At 71.4% G+C, this 19,127-nt stretch carries 19 protein-coding genes; 14 read left to right on the forward strand and 5 right to left on the reverse strand.

Translation table 11 applies throughout. The annotated features are described in order from the left end of the window. The first annotated feature begins 80 nt into the window (after positions 1–80). The gene (locus tag ACFV9D_RS26475) at positions 81–632 is read left to right on the forward strand and encodes an NADAR family protein (protein ID WP_385151120.1); all 552 of its coding nucleotides are present in this window, start codon (positions 81–83) and stop codon (positions 630–632) included. 54 nt (positions 633–686) lie between these two features. Here the strand turns inward: ACFV9D_RS26475 and ACFV9D_RS26480 are convergent, their stop codons facing one another. After that, positions 687–1,328, reverse strand: coding sequence for a DUF4190 domain-containing protein (locus tag ACFV9D_RS26480; RefSeq protein WP_385151123.1), 642 nt, complete (start codon positions 1,326–1,328; stop codon positions 687–689). A gap of 75 nt (positions 1,329–1,403) precedes the next feature. Between ACFV9D_RS26480 and ACFV9D_RS26485 the strand changes: the two genes are divergently transcribed. The 6 genes from ACFV9D_RS26485 to ACFV9D_RS26510 all read left to right on the forward strand — a co-directional run bounded on the left by ACFV9D_RS26485 (position 1,404) and on the right by ACFV9D_RS26510 (position 7,062). Further along, positions 1,404–2,429 carry an adenosine deaminase gene (locus ACFV9D_RS26485; RefSeq protein WP_385151126.1) on the forward strand — a complete coding sequence of 342 codons (1,026 nt, stop codon included), beginning with the start codon at positions 1,404–1,406 and terminating at the stop codon, positions 2,427–2,429. 28 nt (positions 2,430–2,457) lie between these two features. Continuing rightward, positions 2,458–3,165, forward strand: coding sequence for a glycerophosphodiester phosphodiesterase (locus ACFV9D_RS26490; protein WP_385151129.1), 708 nt, complete (start codon positions 2,458–2,460; stop codon positions 3,163–3,165). Then, positions 3,162–3,947 carry an SAM-dependent methyltransferase gene (locus ACFV9D_RS26495; RefSeq protein ID WP_385151132.1) on the forward strand — a complete coding sequence of 262 codons (786 nt, stop codon included), beginning with the start codon at positions 3,162–3,164 and terminating at the stop codon, positions 3,945–3,947. Before ACFV9D_RS26490 ends, ACFV9D_RS26495 begins: the two co-directional genes overlap by 4 nt. After that, complete coding sequence (locus ACFV9D_RS26500) at positions 3,947–5,116, forward strand: sensor histidine kinase (RefSeq protein WP_385151135.1); 1,170 nt, start codon at positions 3,947–3,949, stop codon at positions 5,114–5,116. Before ACFV9D_RS26495 ends, ACFV9D_RS26500 begins: the two co-directional genes overlap by 1 nt. Continuing rightward, positions 5,113–5,799, forward strand: a complete 687-nt coding sequence (locus ACFV9D_RS26505; protein ID WP_385151138.1) for a response regulator — start codon at positions 5,113–5,115, stop codon at positions 5,797–5,799. Before ACFV9D_RS26500 ends, ACFV9D_RS26505 begins: the two co-directional genes overlap by 4 nt. A gap of 87 nt (positions 5,800–5,886) precedes the next feature. Then, the gene (locus ACFV9D_RS26510; protein WP_385151141.1) at positions 5,887–7,062 is read left to right on the forward strand and encodes a serine hydrolase domain-containing protein; all 1,176 of its coding nucleotides are present in this window, start codon (positions 5,887–5,889) and stop codon (positions 7,060–7,062) included. Here ACFV9D_RS26510 and ACFV9D_RS26515 read toward each other — a convergent pair. The 3 genes from ACFV9D_RS26515 to ACFV9D_RS26525 all read right to left on the reverse strand — a co-directional run bounded on the left by ACFV9D_RS26515 (position 7,041) and on the right by ACFV9D_RS26525 (position 10,400). Then, entirely contained in the window at positions 7,041–7,580 is a 540-nt protein-coding gene (locus ACFV9D_RS26515; protein ID WP_385151144.1) for a hypothetical protein, read from the reverse strand. The genes ACFV9D_RS26510 and ACFV9D_RS26515 overlap by 22 nt on opposite strands. Before the next feature lie 67 nt (positions 7,581–7,647). Then, entirely contained in the window at positions 7,648–8,811 is a 1,164-nt protein-coding gene (locus ACFV9D_RS26520) for a spermidine/putrescine ABC transporter substrate-binding protein (protein WP_385151147.1), read from the reverse strand. Positions 8,812–8,963: 152 nt separating this feature from the next. Next, positions 8,964–10,400: a gamma-aminobutyraldehyde dehydrogenase gene (locus tag ACFV9D_RS26525; RefSeq protein WP_385151150.1), complete on the reverse strand. Its 1,437-nt coding sequence runs from the start codon at positions 10,398–10,400 to the stop codon at positions 8,964–8,966. A 178-nt stretch (positions 10,401–10,578) separates the two neighbouring features. On the opposite strand from ACFV9D_RS26525, the gene ACFV9D_RS26530 reads away from it, so the two are divergent. The 5 genes from ACFV9D_RS26530 (at position 10,579) to ACFV9D_RS26550 (ending at position 15,826) form a co-directional block, all read left to right on the forward strand. After that, positions 10,579–11,085: an Lrp/AsnC family transcriptional regulator gene (locus ACFV9D_RS26530; RefSeq protein ID WP_385151154.1), complete on the forward strand. Its 507-nt coding sequence runs from the start codon at positions 10,579–10,581 to the stop codon at positions 11,083–11,085. Continuing rightward, on the forward strand, positions 11,070–12,449 hold the full coding sequence (locus ACFV9D_RS26535) for an aspartate aminotransferase family protein (protein WP_385151157.1): 1,380 nt from the start codon (positions 11,070–11,072) through the stop codon (positions 12,447–12,449). Before ACFV9D_RS26530 ends, ACFV9D_RS26535 begins: the two co-directional genes overlap by 16 nt. Positions 12,450–12,668: 219 nt before the next feature. Then, positions 12,669–13,397 (forward strand): ABC transporter ATP-binding protein, encoded by a 729-nt coding sequence (locus ACFV9D_RS26540; RefSeq protein WP_385151159.1) that lies wholly within the window; start codon positions 12,669–12,671, stop codon positions 13,395–13,397. Continuing rightward, positions 13,379–14,524, forward strand: coding sequence for a hypothetical protein (locus ACFV9D_RS26545; protein ID WP_385151161.1), 1,146 nt, complete (start codon positions 13,379–13,381; stop codon positions 14,522–14,524). The genes ACFV9D_RS26540 and ACFV9D_RS26545 overlap by 19 nt, the downstream gene beginning before the upstream one ends. 195 nt (positions 14,525–14,719) lie before the next feature. After that, positions 14,720–15,826: an LOG family protein gene (locus ACFV9D_RS26550; protein WP_385151164.1), complete on the forward strand. Its 1,107-nt coding sequence runs from the start codon at positions 14,720–14,722 to the stop codon at positions 15,824–15,826. On the opposite strand, the gene ACFV9D_RS26555 is transcribed toward ACFV9D_RS26550, so the two are convergent. Continuing rightward, entirely contained in the window at positions 15,823–16,929 is a 1,107-nt protein-coding gene (locus tag ACFV9D_RS26555; protein ID WP_385151167.1) for a hypothetical protein, read from the reverse strand. The two genes, ACFV9D_RS26550 and ACFV9D_RS26555, sit on opposite strands and share 4 nt — an antisense overlap. A gap of 110 nt (positions 16,930–17,039) precedes the next feature. On the opposite strand from ACFV9D_RS26555, the gene ACFV9D_RS26560 reads away from it, so the two are divergent. After that, positions 17,040–17,990 carry a hypothetical protein gene (locus ACFV9D_RS26560; protein ID WP_385151169.1) on the forward strand — a complete coding sequence of 317 codons (951 nt, stop codon included), beginning with the start codon at positions 17,040–17,042 and terminating at the stop codon, positions 17,988–17,990. A 164-nt stretch (positions 17,991–18,154) separates the two neighbouring features. Further along, positions 18,155–19,123: a hypothetical protein gene (locus ACFV9D_RS26565; protein WP_385151172.1), complete on the forward strand. Its 969-nt coding sequence runs from the start codon at positions 18,155–18,157 to the stop codon at positions 19,121–19,123. Positions 19,124–19,127: the final 4 nt, after the last annotated feature.

Consider the following 19,127-nt stretch of genomic DNA (forward strand, 5'->3'; position numbering starts at 1 on the left):
ACGGAATCGGTCGACCATGTGTCGAGGACTGCGGAAAATCTCCGTACGGAGTGTCCGTGGCGGCTGCCAGACTGGCATGCATGGGGATGATCGAGGAACTGACACAGCAGGTCAGACGGGGTGAGAGGGTCAAGTTCCTGCACTTCTGGGGGCACCGCCCGGGGCCTGACGGACAGCTCTCGGCGAGCTGTCTGAGCCAATGGTGGCCGTCGCCGTTCGTGGCCGCCGACGGGGTGCGCTACGCGACGGCCGAGCACTGGATGATGGCCGAGAAGGCACGACTCTTCGGCGACGCGGAGGCGGAGCAGGCGGCGCTGGGGGCGAGGAGTCCGGCGCAGGCGAAGAAGGCCGGCCGGCTGGTCCGGGGCTTCGACGAGGCCGTGTGGGAGCGGGAACGCTTCCGGATCGTGGTCGAGGGCAGTGTCCACAAGTTCGGCTCGGACGACGCGCTGCGGGCGTTCCTGCTCGGCACCGGCGGCCGCGTCCTGGTGGAGGCGAGCCCGCTGGACCGCGTGTGGGGCATCGGACTCGCCGCCGACGACCCCCGCGCGGCGGACCCGGCCCGCTGGCGCGGGCTGAACCTGCTGGGCTTCGCGCTCATGGAGGCACGGGAGCGCCTGCGCGGCGCATGAGGAAGGGGCCCGACGCAGGCGCGGGCCCCTTCTTCGTTGTCGTCACGCCTCCGGCTAGCGGTTCTCGACCACCAGGCTCGTCGCGAACGGGTCGTCCCCGTTCTCGTAGGACTCCCCCTGCGCGATGACCCAGATCATGAAGCCCAGGAACACCGCGCTGACCAGGATGCCGATTGCGCCGAGCACGATGCCCGCGGTCGCCATCCCGCCGTTGTTCGCCTCGCCGCGCTGGACCTTCTTGCGGCCGATGATGCCGAAGACCAGCGCCAGGATGCCGAGGACGACACCGAGCCCGTACAGGCAGAAGCCGACCACGGCGACGATGCCGATCACCATCGCCGCCGTGCCCATGCCGTTGGCCGGGGCCGCCTGCCAGCCCGGCTGGCCGTACCCCGGATAGCCGGGATAGCCGGGATAGCCGTACGCCGTCGGCGCGGACGCGGCGGGCGGTGCCGCCGCCGGGTAGCCGTACGCGCCGGGCGTGGCCGCCGGCCCCCCGGGCGCGACGGGCGGCGGCGGTACGTCCCCGGCGCCCGGCATCGACGTCATCGTCGGCTGGTCGTGCACCGGCGGACGGTCCTGCGGCGTGGGCGCGGGCGTCGCCGGCTTGCTCAGTTCCACCCCGTCGCGGTTCGGCGGCGCCCACGGGTCCGTCGGGTCGTACCCGCCCCGCTGCTGGTCGCTGTTGTCAGACATGAGCCTCCCCCATCGTGGTCCCGCCATGCTACGACCTCGCCCCTGCGGCGGATCGGCCCGGCCTACGATGATCCGATGAGCGATCTCCACTCCTTCATCGCGGGACTTCCCAAGGCCGAGCTGCACGTCCACCACGTCGGCTCCGCCTCGCCGCGGATCGTCGCCGAGCTGGCCGCCCGCCACCCCGACTCGAAGGTGCCCACGGACCCCGAGGCACTCGCCGACTACTTCACGTTCACCGACTTCGCGCACTTCGTCGAGGTCTACCTCTCGGTCGTCGACCTCGTCCGCACCCCGGAGGACGTCCGGCTGCTGACCTTCGAGGTCGCCCGGGACATGGCGCGTCAGAACATCCGGTACGCCGAGCTGACCATCACCCCGTACAGCTCGACCCGCCGCGGGATCGACGAGCGCGCCTTCATGGCGGCCATCGAGGACGCCCGCAAGGCGGCCGAGGCCGAGCTGGGCGTCGTGCTGCGCTGGTGCTTCGACATCCCGGGCGAGGCCGGTCTGGAGGCGGCCGAGGAGACCGCCCGGCTCGCGGTCGACCTGCGCCCCGAGGGCCTGGTCTCGTTCGGGCTCGGCGGCCCGGAGATCGGCGTTCCGCGCCCGCAGTTCAAGCCGTACTTCGACCGGGCGATCGCGGCCGGCCTGCGCTCCGTCCCGCACGCGGGTGAGACGACGGGCCCGCAGACGATCTGGGACGCCCTGAACGAGCTGGGCGCCGAGCGCATCGGCCACGGCACCAGCGCCGTCAAGGACCCGGAGCTCCTGAAGTACCTCGCAGAGCACCGGATTCCGCTGGAGGTCTGCCCGACCTCGAACATCGCGACCCGCGCGGTCGCCGATCTGGACCAGCACCCCGTCAAGGAGATGGTGGCGGCCGGTGTCCTGGTCACGATCAACAGCGACGACCCGCCGATGTTCGGTACGGACCTGAACAACGAGTACGCGGTCGCCGCCCGGCTCCTGGAGCTCGACGAGCGCGGTCTGGCCGCCCTCGCCAAGAACGCCGTCGAGGCGTCCTTCCTGGACCCGGCCGGGAAGGCGCGGATCGCCGCCGAGATCGACAGCTACACGGACACGTGGCTCGCGCGCTGAGCGTCGCCCCAGCCGCAACAATGGCCCCATGGACCACGTCACCAGGGACCACGTCACTGTCGTAGGCCACCGCGGCGACCCGTACCGCGTCCGTGAGAACACGCTCCCCTCGATCCTCTCGGCGATCGAGGGGGGCGCGGACGCCGTCGAGATCGATGTACGGCTCACCCGCGACGGCGTCCCCGTCCTTCTCCACGACGACACGCTCAAACGGCTGTGGGGCCACGACCGACCCCTCTCCGCCCTGTCCCACGCGCAGCTGCGCGAGCTGACCCACGGCGGGGTCCCCACGCTGCGCGAGGCGCTGATCGCGGCCGGCTCGCACCGGCTGATGCTCGACCTGCCCGGCGGGAACGAGGACTCCGTGCGCACGATCGTCGGCACGGTCCGCGAGTGCGGGGCCGGCGAGCGGGTGTACTACTGCGCGGGCGGGGTCGCCATGCTCCAGGTCCGGGCCGCCGACCCGGCCGCGGAGATCGCCCTGACGTGGACGACGCTGGCACCGCCGCGCGCCGCGCTGCTGGCGGCGGTGAAGCCGCGCTGGCTCAACTACCGTTTCGGGCTGGTGAGTCGGGAGCTGGTGGAGCGGGTGCACCGCGACGGCTACCTCCTGTCGGCCTGGACCGCAGACACCCGGCACACCATGCGTAAGCTCCTGTCCCACGGGGTGGATTCGATCACCACCAACCGTGTGGACGCGCTCGCCGCCGAACTGCGAAGGGGTACGCCGAGGTGACCGGGACCGAGAGGATCCGTACCGACATCGCGCACAACGCCCGCGTGTGGAACTACTGGCTGGGCGGCAAGGACAACTACCCGGTGGACCGAGCGGTCGGTGACCAGGTCACCGGCCTCTATCCGAGCATCGGTGAAGTGGCCCGCGCGGACCGGGCGTTCCTCGGCCGGGCGGTGACGCATCTGGCGGCCGAGGCCGGGGTGCGCCAGTTCCTGGACATCGGCACGGGCCTGCCGACCGCCGACAACACCCATGAGGTCGCCCAGCGCGTCGCGCCGGAGGCCCGGATCGTCTACGTGGACAACGACCCGATCGTGCTCACGCACGCCCGCGCGCTGCTGACCAGCGCCCCGGAGGGCGTCACCGAGTACGTCGACGCGGACGCCCGGGACCCGCAGCGGATCCTGGAGGCGGCGGCGCGGACGCTGGACCTGACCCGGCCCGTCGCGGTGATGATGCTCGGCATCCTCAACTTCGTCCTCGACACCGACGAGGCCCGGTCCGTCGTCCGTACGCTGATGGACGCGGTCCCCTCCGGCTCGTACCTCGTGCTGACCCACCCCACCCTGGAGCCGGATCTGGGCGGCGAGGGGAACGTGGCCGCGATGGCGTTCTGGAACGAGAACGCGACTCCGCCGATCACAGCCCGCACGCGCGCCGAGTTCGCCTCCTTCCTGGACGGTCTCGACGTCCTGGAGCCGGGGATCGTTTCCTGCGCGAGCTGGCGGTTCGCCCCGGCGAGCGAGGTGGCGCAGTTCGGCGCGGTGGGCCGCAAGCCGTAATGGGCATACGGGGGGACGTACGGGGGTGGTGGGAGCGGGCCCGGGCCATGGGGACGGCCAATCCGCTCGCCGTGGACATCGGGATCGCGCTGCTCGTCCAGGCGGCCATGACGATGCCGTTCGTGGTGCCGCGCCCGCCGGAGCTGGAGCCGGCGACCTGGCCCGCGTACGGGCTGACGACGCTCACCGTGGTGCCGCTGATCTGGCGGCGGCGCGCGCCGACCGTCGTGCTCCTCGCGATCCTGGCGACGAGCACGCTGTACGTGCTGGCCCTGGAGGGCCCCGGCCAGCCCCTGCCGTACACCGGGCTCGTCATCGTCTACACGATCGCCGCGCTCTCGCCGCCGTGGAAGCGGCTGGCGACAGGTCTGCTGCTGGTGGTCGCGGTGCCGGTGTCGGTATGGCTGAACACCCGCTCGGCGCGTGAACTGACCTTCTCCCTCTTCGTGTTCGCGGCGGCCTACGTCTTCGGACGGCTCACCGACGCCCGGCAGCGGGCGACACGCATGGAGGCCGAGCGGGCGGCGGCGCGCGAACGGGCCCGGATCGCACGGGAGATGCACGACATCCTCTCGCACGCGGTGAGCCTGATGGTCGTGCAGGCGGAGGCCGGTCCGGTGGCGGTGCGGACCGCTCCGGAGCGGGCGGAGGCCGCGTTCGACGCGATCTCGGCGACGGGCCGGGACGCGATGATGCAGCTGCGCCGGATGCTGGGCGTGCTGCGGGAGGAGGGGGAGATCGCCGCGCCTCGCGCGCCGCAGCCGGACCTCACGGGCCTCCCCGAGCTGGTGGAGCGGGTACGGGCCAGCGGGCTCGATGTCACGTACGAGGCGACGGGCGGGGTGCGGGCGCTGCCGTCCGCCACCGGGGCGACCGTCCACCGCATCGTCCAGGAGGCACTGACGAACGTGGTCAAGCACGCCGGGGCGCGCACCGCCTCCGTACGACTGACCCACCATGCCGGCGTCCTGGAGATCGTGGTGACGGACGACGGGCGTGGTCCGCGGCGCGGTTCCGCGCAGGGCTCCGGGGGTCACGGGCTCGTCGGCATCCGCGAGCGGGCGGCCGCGCACGGCGGTACGGCGGTGATGGGCCCGGGGCCGGACGGCCGGGGCTTCGAGGTGCGGGTGGAACTCCCCGTACCGTCCGCGGCGGAGGTGACGCGGTGACGATCCGGGTGGTGGTGGCGGACGACCAGGAGCTGGTCCGCAGCGGTTTCGCGATGATCCTCGACGCCCAGCCGGACATCGAGGTGGTCGCGGAGGCCGGAGACGGGGCCGAGGCGGTCGAGGCGGTGCGCCTCCACTCCCCCGATGTGGCGCTGCTCGACATCCGGATGCCGCGGATGGACGGCATCGAGGCCTGCCGGGCGATCAGCGCGGAGTCGGCGTGCCGGACGGTGATGCTGACGACCTTCGATTCCGACGCGTACGTCTACGAGGCGCTGCACGCGGGCGCGAGCGGGTTCCTGCTGAAGGACGTGCGCCGGGACGATCTGGTGCACGCGGTACGGGTGGTGGCGCGGGGCGACTCGCTGCTCGCCCCGTCCGTGGCGCGCCGGCTGGTCGAGGAGTACACCCGCCCCACCCGCCCGGCGCCACGCCCGGACCCGCGCCTCGACGCGCTGACCGCCCGCGAGCGGGAGACCCTGTTGCTCCTCGCACGGGGTCTGTCGAACGCGGAGATCGCGGCGGAGCTGGTCGTCAGCGACCACACGGTGAAGACGCATGTGGGGAACGTGCTCGCGAAGCTGGGGCTGCGGGACCGGATCCAGGCGGTGATCTACGCGTACGAGAGCGGTCTGGTCACGGCCGGTTCTCCCCCGCCCGGGGGAGAACCGGGGCGGGCATAGATCCCCCGCTCCGGCGATCCATGGATCGCCGCAGGTCAAGAGGATGGGAGTCGTCGAGAACAACGGCTCACACCCACGGAGTTGACCATGAACGCGCGTACCCGCACCCTGCTCGCCGCAGGCATCGTCCTGGGCATCGCGGCCGGCCCGGCGGTCCTGCCGGCGACCGCCACCACCGCCTCCGCGTCCGCATCCGCCGCCCGGGCCACCGCGGACCCGGCGCTCGAGGCCGCCATCGCCGGGCTGCCGCGCGCGGACGCGACGGCCGCGCTGGTACGGGTCGGAGGCCGCGAAGGCACCTGGCACGGCAGCTCGGGCGTGCACGACCTGGAGACGATGCGCCCGGCCGATCCGGACGCCCGGTTCCGCGCCGGTTCGGTGACCAAGGTCTTCACGGCGGCGGTCGCCCTCCAACTGGCCGCCGAGGGGCGGCTCGACCTGGACCGCTCGGCCCGCTCGTATCTGCCGGAGCTGATCCCCGGCCGGTACGGGAAGGTGACGGTCCGCCAGTTGCTCAACCACACCCACGGCATCCCGGCGCCCGACTTCGCCGGTTCGACGGTCGAGGAGTGGTACGCGAACCGCTTCGAGATCCACGACCCGCGCGCGATGGTCCGCTCGGCGACGGCGAAGAAGCCGGAGTTCGCTCCCGGCACCCGGCAGCACTACCTCAACATCGGCTACACGATCGCGGGTCTGCTGATCGAGCGGGTCACGGGCGACACGTACGAGCACCAGGTCGCGGCGCGCGTCCTCGGCCCGCTCGGACTGCGCGGCACGTACCTCCCGGGGACCGACCCGCGCATCGAGGGCCCGCACAACCACGGCTACCAGACGATGAGGCTGGACGACGGCACGACCGGACTGCGCGATGTCTCGGTGTGGGGCACCACGGACGGCTGGGCGGCGGGCGACCTGGTCTCCACGACGTCCGATCTGGAGCGCTTCACGACGGCGCTGTTCCAGGGGCGGGTGGTGCGCGGGCCCCTTCTGGAGGAGATGTTCACGCTGCCGGAGGTGCCGGACTTCAAGAGCGGCGACCCGGCCGCGTACTCCGCGGGGCTCTCGATGAAGAAGCTCGGCGGGCGGGAGGTGTGCGGCAAGACGGGCGGCCGGTGGGGCTACAACGCGGCGATCGCCTCGACCCGCGACGGCTCGCGCACGCTGGTCTACAGCGTCAACTCCACGGACGCGAAGGGCCAGGACATGAACAAGGTCGCCCTGGCCCTCATGGTGGCGGCCTACGGCGCGCCGACGAGCTGAGGCGATCCGGTCGTCGCCGCTTCGAGCCGCTTGATCATCCGTCGTACGACGAGCAGCGGGATCACGCCGAAGACGCCGAACGACATGTCGATGACCGACCACCAGAAGGGGATGCCCCGGATCGGGCCGCAGATCAGGGCGAGCGGGATGATCCCCGCGCAGGCGATCATCCCGAACTCGATCACCCAGATGTTCCGCACCGGGTCGCGGTAGGGGCCGTAGAACGCGACGGCGATGACGAGGTGCGCGAAGGCGAGCCAGTCGGTGCCGTAGAGCAGGAAGGGGTACTGGGCGTCGGCGGCGTCGAGGCCGTCCCGCACGCGCTGGATCCACTCCAGGAGACCGGGGAAGAGCTCCGCGACCGGGGCCGCCCACGAGGTCAACGCTTCCTCGACGAGGTGGAGTTCGGTGACGAGCGGGAAGGCGGTGAGCCCGCTCAGCACCAGACAGACAATGAAGACGACCAGCCACACACGGATACACCTGAGAAGGGCTCTCGGCCCCTTCGTCTCGTTCATGACAGCACCCTACGCCCGTCATGAACGCGTTCAAAAATGGGGGTGGGCAGGAGGCGGCGCGGCGAACTCAGAGGCCGACGATCGAGTTCCACCTCGTGGCGAACTCCGCCCGCTCCTCCGAGGTGATGTCCCGGGCGATCGCGAGGCGTCCCCGCATCTCGTCGTCGGGGAAGATCAGCGGGTCCTCGGCGAGGGCCGCCAGCTCCTCGTCGTCGGAGTCGGCCAGGACGTCTCGGGCGGCGGGGACCGGGCAGACGTAGTTGACCCAGGCCGCGAGCTCTGCGGCGACCTCGGGCTCGTAGTAGTAGTCGATCAGCTGCTCGGCACTGGTCTTGTGCTGCGCGAGGTTGGGGATCATCAGCGACTCGGCCCAGAGCTCCGCGCCCTCCTCGGGGACGACGAACTCGATGTCGGGGTTGTCGGCCTGGAGCTGGATGATGTCGCCCGAGTACGCCTGGCAGGCCAGCACGTCGCCGGTCGACAGGTCCTTGATGTAGTCGTTGCCGGTGAAGCGCCGGATGTGCCTGTTCCGTACGAGACCTTCGATCTGCTCGCACACCGCGTGGAAGTCGTCGGCGGTCCACTTCGTCACGTCGACGCCGTTGCCCTGCATGAGCAGCGCGAAGGACTCGTCGAGCCCGGACAGCAGGGTGACCTTCCCGCGCAGTTCGCCGTCCCACAGCTCCTTGACCGAGCGGATCTCCCGGCCCAGCTCCTTGCGGTTGTACGCGATGCCGGTGATCCCGGACTGCCAGGGGACGGTGTGCAGCCGGCCCTGGTCGAAGGAGGCCGACCGCAGCTTCGGGTCCAGGTGCCGGGTGATGTTCGGCTGCTTCGCCCGGTCCATCTCCTGCACCCAGCCGAGCCGTACGAACCGAGCGGCCATCCAGTCGCTGACGACGACGAGGTCCCGACCGGTCTCCTGGTGGTTCATCAGCGCCGGGCTGATCTTGCCGAAGAACTCGTCGTTGTCGTTGATCTCCTCGGTGTAGCGGACGGAGATCCCGGTGCGCTCGGAGAAGGCGTCCAGCGTGGGTCGCTTCGAGGTGTCGTCGTCATCGGTGTCGATGTAGAGCGGCCAGTTGGCGAAGTCGAGCGTACGGTCCCGCGCGGACAGGTCCCGGCCGGCCCGCTCCCCCGGCTCGACATAGGCGGCGGGCACCCCGCAGCCGGCGGCCAGGGCGGCGGCCCCGACACCTCCCATCCCGCGCAGCAGGGACCGGCGGGACACGTGCTTCCTCGCTGTCGCTCTCATCCGAGCAGCATCCCGGGCGGGCCGGGGCGGAGCAATGGACGGTCCGTCGACCGAACGACCGCGGCCCCGACACCCTGTCGATCAAGGTGTCGGGGCCGCGGTCGGACTGCTTGGTGACTGCCTGTCGACTAGCCCAGGGACGTCATCACGTGCTTGATGCGCGTGTAGTCCTCGAAGCCGTACGCCGAGAGGTCCTTGCCGTAGCCGGACTTCTTGTAGCCGCCGTGCGGCATCTCGGCCACCAGCGGGATGTGGGTGTTGATCCACACGCAGCCGAAGTCCAGCGCGCGCGACATCCGCATCGCACGGGCGTGGTCCTTCGTCCAGACCGAGGACGCGAGGGCGAACTCGACGCCGTTGGCGTACTCGAGCGCCTGCTCCTCGTCACGGAAGGACTGCACCGTGATGACCGGGCCGAAGACCTCGTTCTGGATGATCTCGTCGTCCTGCTTGAGGCCGGAGACGACGGTCGGGGCGTAGAAGTAGCCCTTGTCGCCGACCCGGTGGCCGCCGGCCTCGACCTTGGCGTGGGCCGGGAGGCGGTCGATGAAGCCGGTGACCTGCGCCAGCTGGTTGGCGTTGTTCAGCGGGCCGTACAGCACGTCCTCGTCGTGCGGCTGACCCGTCTTGGTGTCGGCGGCGGCCTTGGCCAGCTGGGTCACGAACTCGTCGTGGATGGACTCGTGCACGAGGACACGGGTCGCGGCCGTACAGTCCTGGCCCGCGTTGAAGAAGCCAGCCACGGAGATGTCCTCGACGGCCTTGGCGATGTCGGTGTCCTCGAAGACGACGACCGGGGCCTTGCCGCCCAGCTCCAGGTGGACCCGCTTGACGTCCTTGGCCGCCGACTCGGCGACCTGCATGCCGGCGCGTACCGAACCGGTGATGGAGGCCATCGCCGGGGTCGGGTGCTCGACCATCGCCTTGCCGGTCTCGCGGTCGCCGCAGATCACGTTGAAGACGCCCTTGGGCACGATCTGCCCGATGATCTCGGCGATCAGGACGGTCGACGCGGGGGTCGTGTCGGACGGCTTGAGGACGACCGTGTTGCCCGCGGCGAGGGCCGGGGCGAACTTCCACACGGCCATCATCATCGGGTAGTTCCACGGCGCGACCTGGGCGCAGACACCCACCGGCTCGCGGCGGATGATCGAGGTCATGCCCTCCATGTACTCGCCGGCCGAACGGCCCTCGAGCATCCGGGCGGCACCCGCGAAGAAGCGGATCTGGTCCACCATGGGCGGGACCTCCTCGCTCGCGGTGAGGGCGGCAGGCTTGCCGGTGTTCTCGACCTCGGCGGCGATCAGGTCCTCGGCGCGCTCCTCGAAGGCGTCCGCGATCTTCAGCAGGACCTTCTGGCGCTCGGCCGGCGTGGTGTCACGCCAGGCCGGGAACGCGGCCGCGGCCGCGTCCATGGCGGCGTCGACGTCCGCCTGTCCGGAGAGCGGAGACGTGGCGAAGACCTCGCCCGTGGCCGGGTTGACCACATCGATGGTCCGCCCGTCGGCGGCGTCCCGGAACTCCCCGTTGATGTAGTTACGCAGCCGGCGCAGCTCGGTGGTCACTTGCCACCCCTCCTGTCGTTCAGAGATCAATCTGTCCCGATGGATGAGACACCCCCACAGTAGTCGCTCGGCGGACGCTTTCGACAGGCCCGGCACCCCCCAACTTCGGATTCAGTGTCTTCGAGAACCGAAAACAACGAATTTCATCGCTCTGGGGTTGCGAGACAGACGAGTCTCGGTGCACAGTGAAGTCGTGGCCAGTCAAAGCACGAACTCCAGAACCGGTTCCGGTTCGTCCCCGACGATCGATGCCGTCTCCCTGGCGATCATCGAACAGCTCCAGGAGGACGGTCGCCGTCCGTACGCCGCCATCGGCAAGGCCGTGGGCCTGTCCGAGGCAGCCGTACGGCAGCGCGTCCAGAAGCTGCTCGACCAGGGCGTCATGCAGATCGTCGCCGTCACCGACCCGCTCACCGTGGGCCTCCGGCGACAGGCGATGGTCGGCATCAACGTCGAGGGTGACCTCGATCCGGTGGCGGAAGCCCTGACTGCCATGTCCGAATGTGAGTACGTGGTGATGACCGCGGGCTCGTTCGACCTGATGGTGGAGGTCGTCTGTGAGGACGACGACCACCTGCTGGATGTGATCAACAAGCGCATCCGCACCCTCCCCGGCGTGCGCTCCACGGAGAGCTTCGTCTACCTCAAGCTCAAGAAGCAGACCTATATGTGGGGAACTCGATAACCGTGACCCAGGACCTGTCCAAGACCGCGTACGACCACCTGTGGATGCACTTCACCCGCATGTCGTCGTATGAGAACAACCCCGTCCCCACCATCGTGCGTGGTGAGGGCACCTACATCTTCGACGACAAGGGCAAGCGCTACCTCGACGGTCTCGCGGGTCTCTTCGTGGTCAACGCCGGACACGGCCGCAAGGAGCTGGCCGAGGTCGCGTACAAGCAGGCCCAGGAGCTCGCGTTCTTCCCCGTATGGTCGTACGCGCACCCCAAGGCCGTCGAGCTCGCCGAGCGTCTGGCCGACTACGCCCCGGGCGACCTGAACAAGGTCTTCTTCACCACCGGTGGCGGTGAGGCCGTCGAGACCGCCTGGAAGCTCGCCAAGCAGTACTTCAAGCTGCAGGGCAAGCACACCAAGTACAAGGTCATCTCGCGTGCGGTCGCCTACCACGGCACCCCGCAGGGCGCCCTGTCGATCACCGGCCTGCCGGCCCTGAAGGCCCCCTTCGAGCCGCTGGTCCCCGGCGCGCACAAGGTGCCGAACACCAACATCTACCGCGCCCCGATCCACGGCGACGACCCCGAGGCCTTCGGCCGCTGGGCCGCCGACCAGATCGAGCAGCAGATCCTCTTCGAGGGCCCCGAGACCGTCGCGGCCGTCTTCCTGGAGCCCGTGCAGAACGCCGGCGGCTGCTTCCCGCCGCCGCCCGGGTACTTCCAGCGGGTCCGCGAGATCTGCGACCAGTACGACGTGCTGCTCGTCTCGGACGAGACGATCTGCGCCTTCGGCCGCCTCGGCACGATGTTCGCCTGTGACAAGTTCGGCTACGTGCCGGACATGATCACCTGCGCCAAGGGCATGACCTCGGGCTACTCCCCGATCGGTGCCTGCATCGTCTCCGACCGCATCGCGGAGCCGTTCTACAAGGGCGACAACACCTTCCTGCACGGCTACACCTTCGGTGGCCACCCGGTGTCGTCGGCGGTCGCGATCGCCAACCTCGACATCTTCGACAAGGAAGGCCTGAACCAGCACGTCCTCGACCAGGAGGGCAACTTCTTCGACACCCTGAAGAAGCTGCACGACCTGCCGATCGTCGGCGACGTCCGCGGAAACGGCTTCTTCTACGGCATCGAGCTCGTCAAGGACAAGGTCACCAAGGAGTCCTTCACGGACGAGGAGACCGAGCGCGTGCTCTACGGCTTCCTCTCCAAGGCGCTCTTCGACAACGGTCTGTACTGCCGTGCCGACGACCGTGGCGACCCGGTCATCCAGCTGGCCCCGCCGCTCATCGCCGACCAGGGCACCTTCGACGAGATCGAAGGCATCCTGCGCTCGGTGCTCACCGAGGCGTGGACCAAGCTCTGACCGTCCCCGCCCTCCGCGGCACAGGACCTCACGCCGCCCTCACGGCGTGACCCCCGGCCCGGGCATGCCGCCATCCGAGTGGATGGCGGCGGCCCGGGCCGCGTGCTGTCCGTACAAACGGATCTGAATCCTTACGGTGCCCAGTGACCGACAGGCCCGTCCCTTCGTTCCCCCGGACGGGGGAACGCAAGAATCGGATCCGACATCGAGGTGTACGCGATGGCCCCACCGGACAACGACGTGCTCTGGGCGCGTTCCCTGCACTGCACCCTGGAGGGCTCGGACGTACTGACCGGCGTCTCCCTGGGAGTGCGCGAGGCGGAGATCCTCGCCCTGGTCGGCCCGCGCGGCAGCGGGAAGACCACACTGATGCGCTGCCTGTCGGGGCAGATGCTCGCCCAGCAGGGCGAGGTCTGGTTCAACAGCAGCCCCGTGCACACCATGAGCCAGGCCCAGCGCGAACGGCTGCGCCGGGACCGGTTCGGCTGGATCGACCCCGAGCCAGGGCTCGTCCCCGAGCTGACCACCTGGGAGAACGCGGCCCTGCCGCTCCTGCTCCGCGGGGTCTCGCACCGGACGGCCAAGGCCTCCGCCCTGGAGTGGCTGGAGCGGCTCGACATCGGCATGCACGCCCGTAAGCGTCCGCACGCCCTGACCCAGTCGCAGCGCCAGCGGGTCGCGATCGCCCGCGCCCTGGTCACCACCCCGTCGGTCCTCTTCGCCGACGAGCCGACCGCCTCGCTGCACCGCGCCGACGGGGCCCAGGTGCTGCGCACGCTCACCGCCGCCGCCCGCTCCCACCGGATCACCGTGGTCCTCGCCACCCACGACACCGAGGTCGCCGGTCTCGCCGACCGCTCGGTCGCCCTCCTCGACGGGCGCCGCGTGGGCACGGTGACGCCGACCACCGGGGCGGAGGGCGTCGCCGCGTGCTCGCTCTCCGTCTAGTCCGCGGGACCCACCCCCTCGTCCTGCTGCGGCGCCTCCTGGTCGCCGCGGCGGCCGCGGGGGTCGGGTTTCTGCTGCTGTGCACGCTGGGGTACGCCGTGGGCCACCCGGACCGGTCGGCCGCGGCGACCCTGCGCCTGCTGTGGTGCCTGATCCCGATGGCGGCGACCGTGCACTTCGCGGTGGCCGTGGCTCGTACGGATCCCAGCACACGGCCGCGGTCCGGGCTCTCGGCGATCGGCCTCGGCCCGGCCCGGCTCACGGCGCTCGCCGCCGCCTCCACGGCGGTCTCCTGCACGCTCGGCTCCATGGTCGCGCTGCTGTTCTACCTGCACCTGCGCGGGGACATCACCGGGCTGCCCTTCGACGGCGCGGCCGCCGAGCTGCTCGCCGCGGACCAGCCGATCCCGCTCGCCGCCGCGCTCACCCTGCTCGCCGTCCTGCCCGTGGCCGCCTCCACGGCGGCGGGTCTCTCCCTGCGCCCCCGGAAGACTCCCCCGGCCCCCGAGGGCGCGGAGAAGACAGCCCCCTCCGGGCTGCCGTGGGGCGTGGCGCTGCTCGCGATGGGCCTCGCGGTCGAGACGTACGCGGGCGAGGGCGGCGGGGACGGCTCGTTCCCGCTGCCGGGCCGCTTCGACGGAAGCCCCGGCGGCGTGCTCGCCGGCTGGATCCTCACCGCGCTCGGGCTCGCGATGGCGGGCCCCGGCATCACCCACTGGTGCGGCCGCCTCCTCCAGGCGGCCCGCCCGGGCGCGACCCGTCTTCTCGCCGGCCGCGTCCTGATGGACGAGTCCCGCCGCATCGGGCGCCCGCTGGGTGTGGTGTGCGCGGTGGCCTCGGGCGCCCTCGCGGCGGCGACGCTGTACGGCTCCCAGGCGGGCGGCTTCGGCCCGCTGACGGGCCTCGGGGCGGCGCTGGTGATGGCCTGCACGACGGCGACGCTGCTGACGGCGGCCCTGGAGTCCAAGCAGTGCCGCGCCCACACCACCGAGGCCCTCGTCCGCCTGGGCGCCCCACCCACGGTCCTGCGGACAGCGGCCCTGATGCGCGCGGGCATCCTGCTGGCGGTGTTCCTGCCACTGACCTGGCTGGTGGCAGAACTGGCAGCGATGCCGCTGAGGGGCTGACGCCGCCGCTCCACCCCCGTGTGGGCAATCGTCCCGCTGGGCGATGGGGGTCCCCCCTGCTCGAGCGAAGCCGAGAGCTTGGGGGAGGGTGGGCACACGGGACGGCGCCCCTGCGGGCGCGTCCGCCCCTCCGGCCCGGCACCCACGGGTTCGGCGCCCCGACAAGCCCGCGCCCCAGGGACCTAGGGTGTCCCCATGACCCGCAACGAACGCGAAATCCACACCCCCGCCGAGTTCGACGCGATCATCACCCGCGGGTCCCTCCTCGGCTACCGGATCCAGTCCGTCGACCTCACCGACCGCACCTTCGCGCTCCTCTCCGCCCCCACCACCGGCGCCGTCTTCCTCGGTTGCGCCATGCAGCCCGAGGCCGCCGCCAAGGTCCGCGCCGACGGGGCCCTCGTCTTCCCGCCCGTGCCGGATCTGCCGTTCGACCCGTACCGAGCCCGGCTCTACTCCCCCGGCGAACTGTTCGACGGCGTCCGGGACGAGGGGTACGAGGCGACCCCCGACGCCCTCGCGTACGACTGGTTCCAGCGGACGAAGGCCGACGGCGACATCTTCGCGTCGATGCTCCGCTCCATCCACGACGACGCGATCTCCGACGCCCTCGACGAACTCCTCGTCGGCAAACGGGTCGTCGGCGTCATGGGCGGGCACGCGATGGGCCGCGGCACCGACGCGTACGCCGGTGCGGCACGGCTCGGGCGCTCGCTGGCGCGCACCGGTCTCACCGTGGCGACCGGCGGCGGCCCCGGCGCGATGGAGGCCGCGAACCTTGGCGCGTACACCTCCCCGCTCGCCGACGACGTCCTCGACGAGGCGCTCGAACTCCTCGCCAAGGCGCCCTCGTTCACCCCGTCCGTCACCGACTGGGCGCGCGCCGCGTTCGAGGTCCGCGCCCGCTGGCCGAAGGGCGGCGACTCGGTCGGCATCCCCACCTGGTTCTACGGCCACGAGCCGCCGAACCCGTTCGCCGGCCACATCGCGAAGTACTTCGCCAACGCCACACGGGAGGACGGCCTGCTCGCCCGGTGCGACGCCGGCGTGATCTTCCTGCCGGGCGCGGCCGGCACGGTGCAGGAGATCTTCGACAACACGACCCCGAACTACTACGAGTCACGGGGAGAACCCACCCCGATGGTCCTGGTGAACCGCGCCCACTGGACGGACCGGCTGCCCACCTGGCCGCTGCTCCAGGCCCTCGCCGCGGAGCGCCCGATGGCCGCCCGGATCGCCCTGGTCGACTCCGTCGACGAGGCACCGGAAGCGCTCCGCCGCCTGGGCGTTCAGCGCCCCTAGAGCCGCCGGATCGCCTGCGCCTCCGCCCGCTCCACCGACGCCCTGCCGTGCACGTGAACCAGCGCCAGGTGGAACAGCGCGGGCGCCAGCGGAGCCCAGCGGTGGATCCGGTCGGGGCGGAGCAGGTACCGGGTCACGTCGGTCGAGCGGAACGGGACGTACTCGATCGTCTGGTTCTCCCAGCGGTCGGCGACGCCCCGGCTCATCCGCGTCGTGAGCTGATCACCCGTCATGTCGGTGAGCCGGGCGTAGAAGTGGGCGCTCCAGTGGCGCTTCTCCACGTCGAGGACGAAGGCGAGCAGCGCGAGTGTGTACTCGTGCGGTTCCAGGGACAGCTCCTCGCGCATGCCGCGGCGGGCGACGGACTCCACGTCGGGGGCGTTGCGGCCGGCCGAGTCGATGTGGCGCGAGAGACCTTCGTTGACGGAGGAGTTCCAGACGCCCGGCGCCATGCGGACCCGGTCGCTGCGGCGGCTCACGACGAGAAGGTGGTCGGAGGTGACCACGGCTACGTTGACGGCGAAGCTGCACTGCAGGAACGCGGGTGCGGTCAGGGGCTGTTCGGCGTCGAGGTAGCGGGACCGGGGGGTGGATCCGTCCGGCAGTCTGCGGTCCAGCTGCTGGGCCGCGAGGAAGGTGTAGTAGTCCGTCGGCCGCAGGCGCAGATGGACCTCGGACTGCTCGTCGAGGGCGCTCCGGGAGATCTCCAGGCTCTCGACGGCGTACCGCGGCCCGTTCCACACCGGCGCCCGTTCACCGGACGTCTGGGCACGGCTCTCCTCCGCCTCGATCTCGGCGCGCCAGCCCGCCATCTCCTCCGGCAGCGCGACCTCCTCGGTGAGGACCTGGACGTGGACGTCCTCGGGGGCGATCGCCCGGTCGCCGTCGCCCTCGACGATCAGCGCGGAGGTGTGCAGCGGACCGAGGGAGAACGTCGACCACGCCCCGCCCTGCTGCTCCCGGTAGGTGAGGCTGCGGACCATCCCCGCCGAACGGCGTCTGACCCTGAACCAGAGGTCCTGAGTCCACTGTTGGAACAGGGTGGCGAACACGACTCCCAGGATGGCACCGACCACTCCGTTGCCCAGATCTATTCCGCTCACTCGCAGCAGGGTAGGCCAGATGATCACCACCGGTGGCCGCGGGAGGCAACTTCGACGCCCGATCCCACGTCTGGCAGTCCGTACCAACCCTTCCGGAACGGAGCCACTCGGTGCTCATAGGACTGCTGACCGCCATCGCCGCCTCGATCTGCTACGGCACGGGCTCCGTCCTCCAGGCCGTCGGCTCGCGCAAGTCCGCCCGCCGCGAGGCGGCCGCGGCGAGCTCGGCGGGCCGGCTCACGGAGCACGGCGGGCCGAGCCTGTCCTCCACCGCGAAGGCGGCGATGACCTGGGAGTTCGTCGTCGGCACGATCCTGGACTTCGTCGGCTTCGGTCTCGGCGCGCTCGCGGCCCGGATGCTGCCGCTGTTCCTCTCCCAGACCGTGATCAGCGCGAATCTGGTCGTCACGGCGGTCCTGAGCGTCCGGCTGCTCGGGATCCGGCTCACCCGCGCGGAGTGGACGTCGATCGGTGTGGTCTGCTCCGCGCTGGTGCTCCTGGCGAGCGCGGCGGGCCCGGAGGGCAGCGGGCACACCCCTGTCTCCACGCACTGGTGGCTGCTCGCGATCTCCCTGCTGTTGATGGTGGGCGGCACGGTCGTCGTACGGCTCCTGGGCGCGCGGGCGGCGATCCTGGCCGGTCTGCTCTCCGGGCTCGGCTTCGGCGCGCTGGGCGTCGGCGTGCGGATCCTGGACGGCGTCGACCCCTTCGACCCCGGCACGCTCCTCGCCGACCCGGCGCTGTACGCGATCCTCGTCGCCGGGATCGGCGGCATGTACCTGCACACCGTCGCGCTCCAGATCGGCTCGGTGAACGGGGCGACGGCGGCGCTGGTGGTCGGCGAGACGGTGCTCCCGGGCATGATCGGCGTGTGGTGGCTGGGCGACGCCTCGCGCCCCGGTTTCGCCTGGCTCGCCGTCCTCGGCTTCGTCCTCGCGGTGGTGGGCGCGGTGGCGGTGGCCTGGTTCGGCGCACCCGAGGGCCACGCAGCGCAGGAGCCGACCACTCCGGAGCCCGAAGCCGCACCCGATCCGCGACCCGGCTCGCCCGCCCTGCGCTAGGTCGCAGCCGGCGCCGGGGGCCGACGCCCAGGCGTCGTCCGTGGGGGCGTCGGCGCAAGCGCCGCTCCGTACGCATCGCGTATCACCCGCACTCCGCCGCGCGACGGAGCGCAACCCGCCCACAGGGCGACGACCTGCGTACGGACGGCCGGGACGCTCGTTCCATGACCTCGAAGACACTCCTCTCCGCCTGGCCGTCCTGGGCCGGGCGCGCCGCACTCCTCTGGTCCGCGCTGTACGCCACCGGCGCGGCGGCCGCCGCGCTCACCGGGCCCGCGTTCGGCTACGCGCTGCTCGGCAAGGGAACGGGCACGGCGGCGGAGGCGACGGCGGCGGGGCTGTACGGGGCCGCCGCCCTCCTCGCGTACGCGATGCTGCGCCGCCCCGGCCGCCGCTGGCCGCCCCCGGCCGCCTGGACGGTCGTCGTCCTCTGTCTGACCTCGGGCTTCACCGTCCTCCTCAGCCCCACGCATCTGCTGTTCTTCCTGTCCCGCAACCAGCCGGCGATCGACTGGGCGTCCTGGGCGAACCAGGGTGCGGCGGTGCTCGGCGCGGTCCTGTGGGGCTGCGCGGCGCTCGCGTACCGGCGCCGCACGCTCGGCACCTGCCCGCACTGCGGCGGCCGCTCCGGCACTCCGTCCCCTCTGCCACCGGACACCCGGGCCGGTCTCGTGGCGGTCGCGGCCCTCGTCCCGTACGCGACGCTGAAGACGGCCTGGGCGCTCGGTGTGACGCCCGGCTTCACCGGCGAGGGGCGGCCGGGCGCCGACCCCACGTACACCAGCGACCTCGGCCTCTGGCTGTACGACCACGGCGTCGACGTCACCGCCGTACTCGCCCTGATCGGCATGGCACTGGCCCTCGCCCTCACCCGCCCCTGGGGCCGCCGACTCCCCCGCGTACCGCTGCTGGCCCTGGGGTGGGCGGGCACGGGGGCGCTCGTCCCGTTCGGCGTCTTCCTGACGGTGATGGGCACCCTGGCGTGGACGGGCGTGATCGATGCCTCCATCAGCGACCACGCACCGTGGGTGGTCGTGGTCGCGTACGGCGGCTTCTGCCTCTACGGACTGGCGCTGGGCCGGGCCACCCGCTCGTACCAGCGGACGACCCGCCGGGCCTGTACCCGCTGTTGACGAT

Origin of the sequence: Streptomyces sp. NPDC059875, from assembly GCF_042731085.1 — a bacterium.
Taxonomy (GTDB): domain Bacteria; phylum Actinomycetota; class Actinomycetes; order Streptomycetales; family Streptomycetaceae; genus Streptomyces.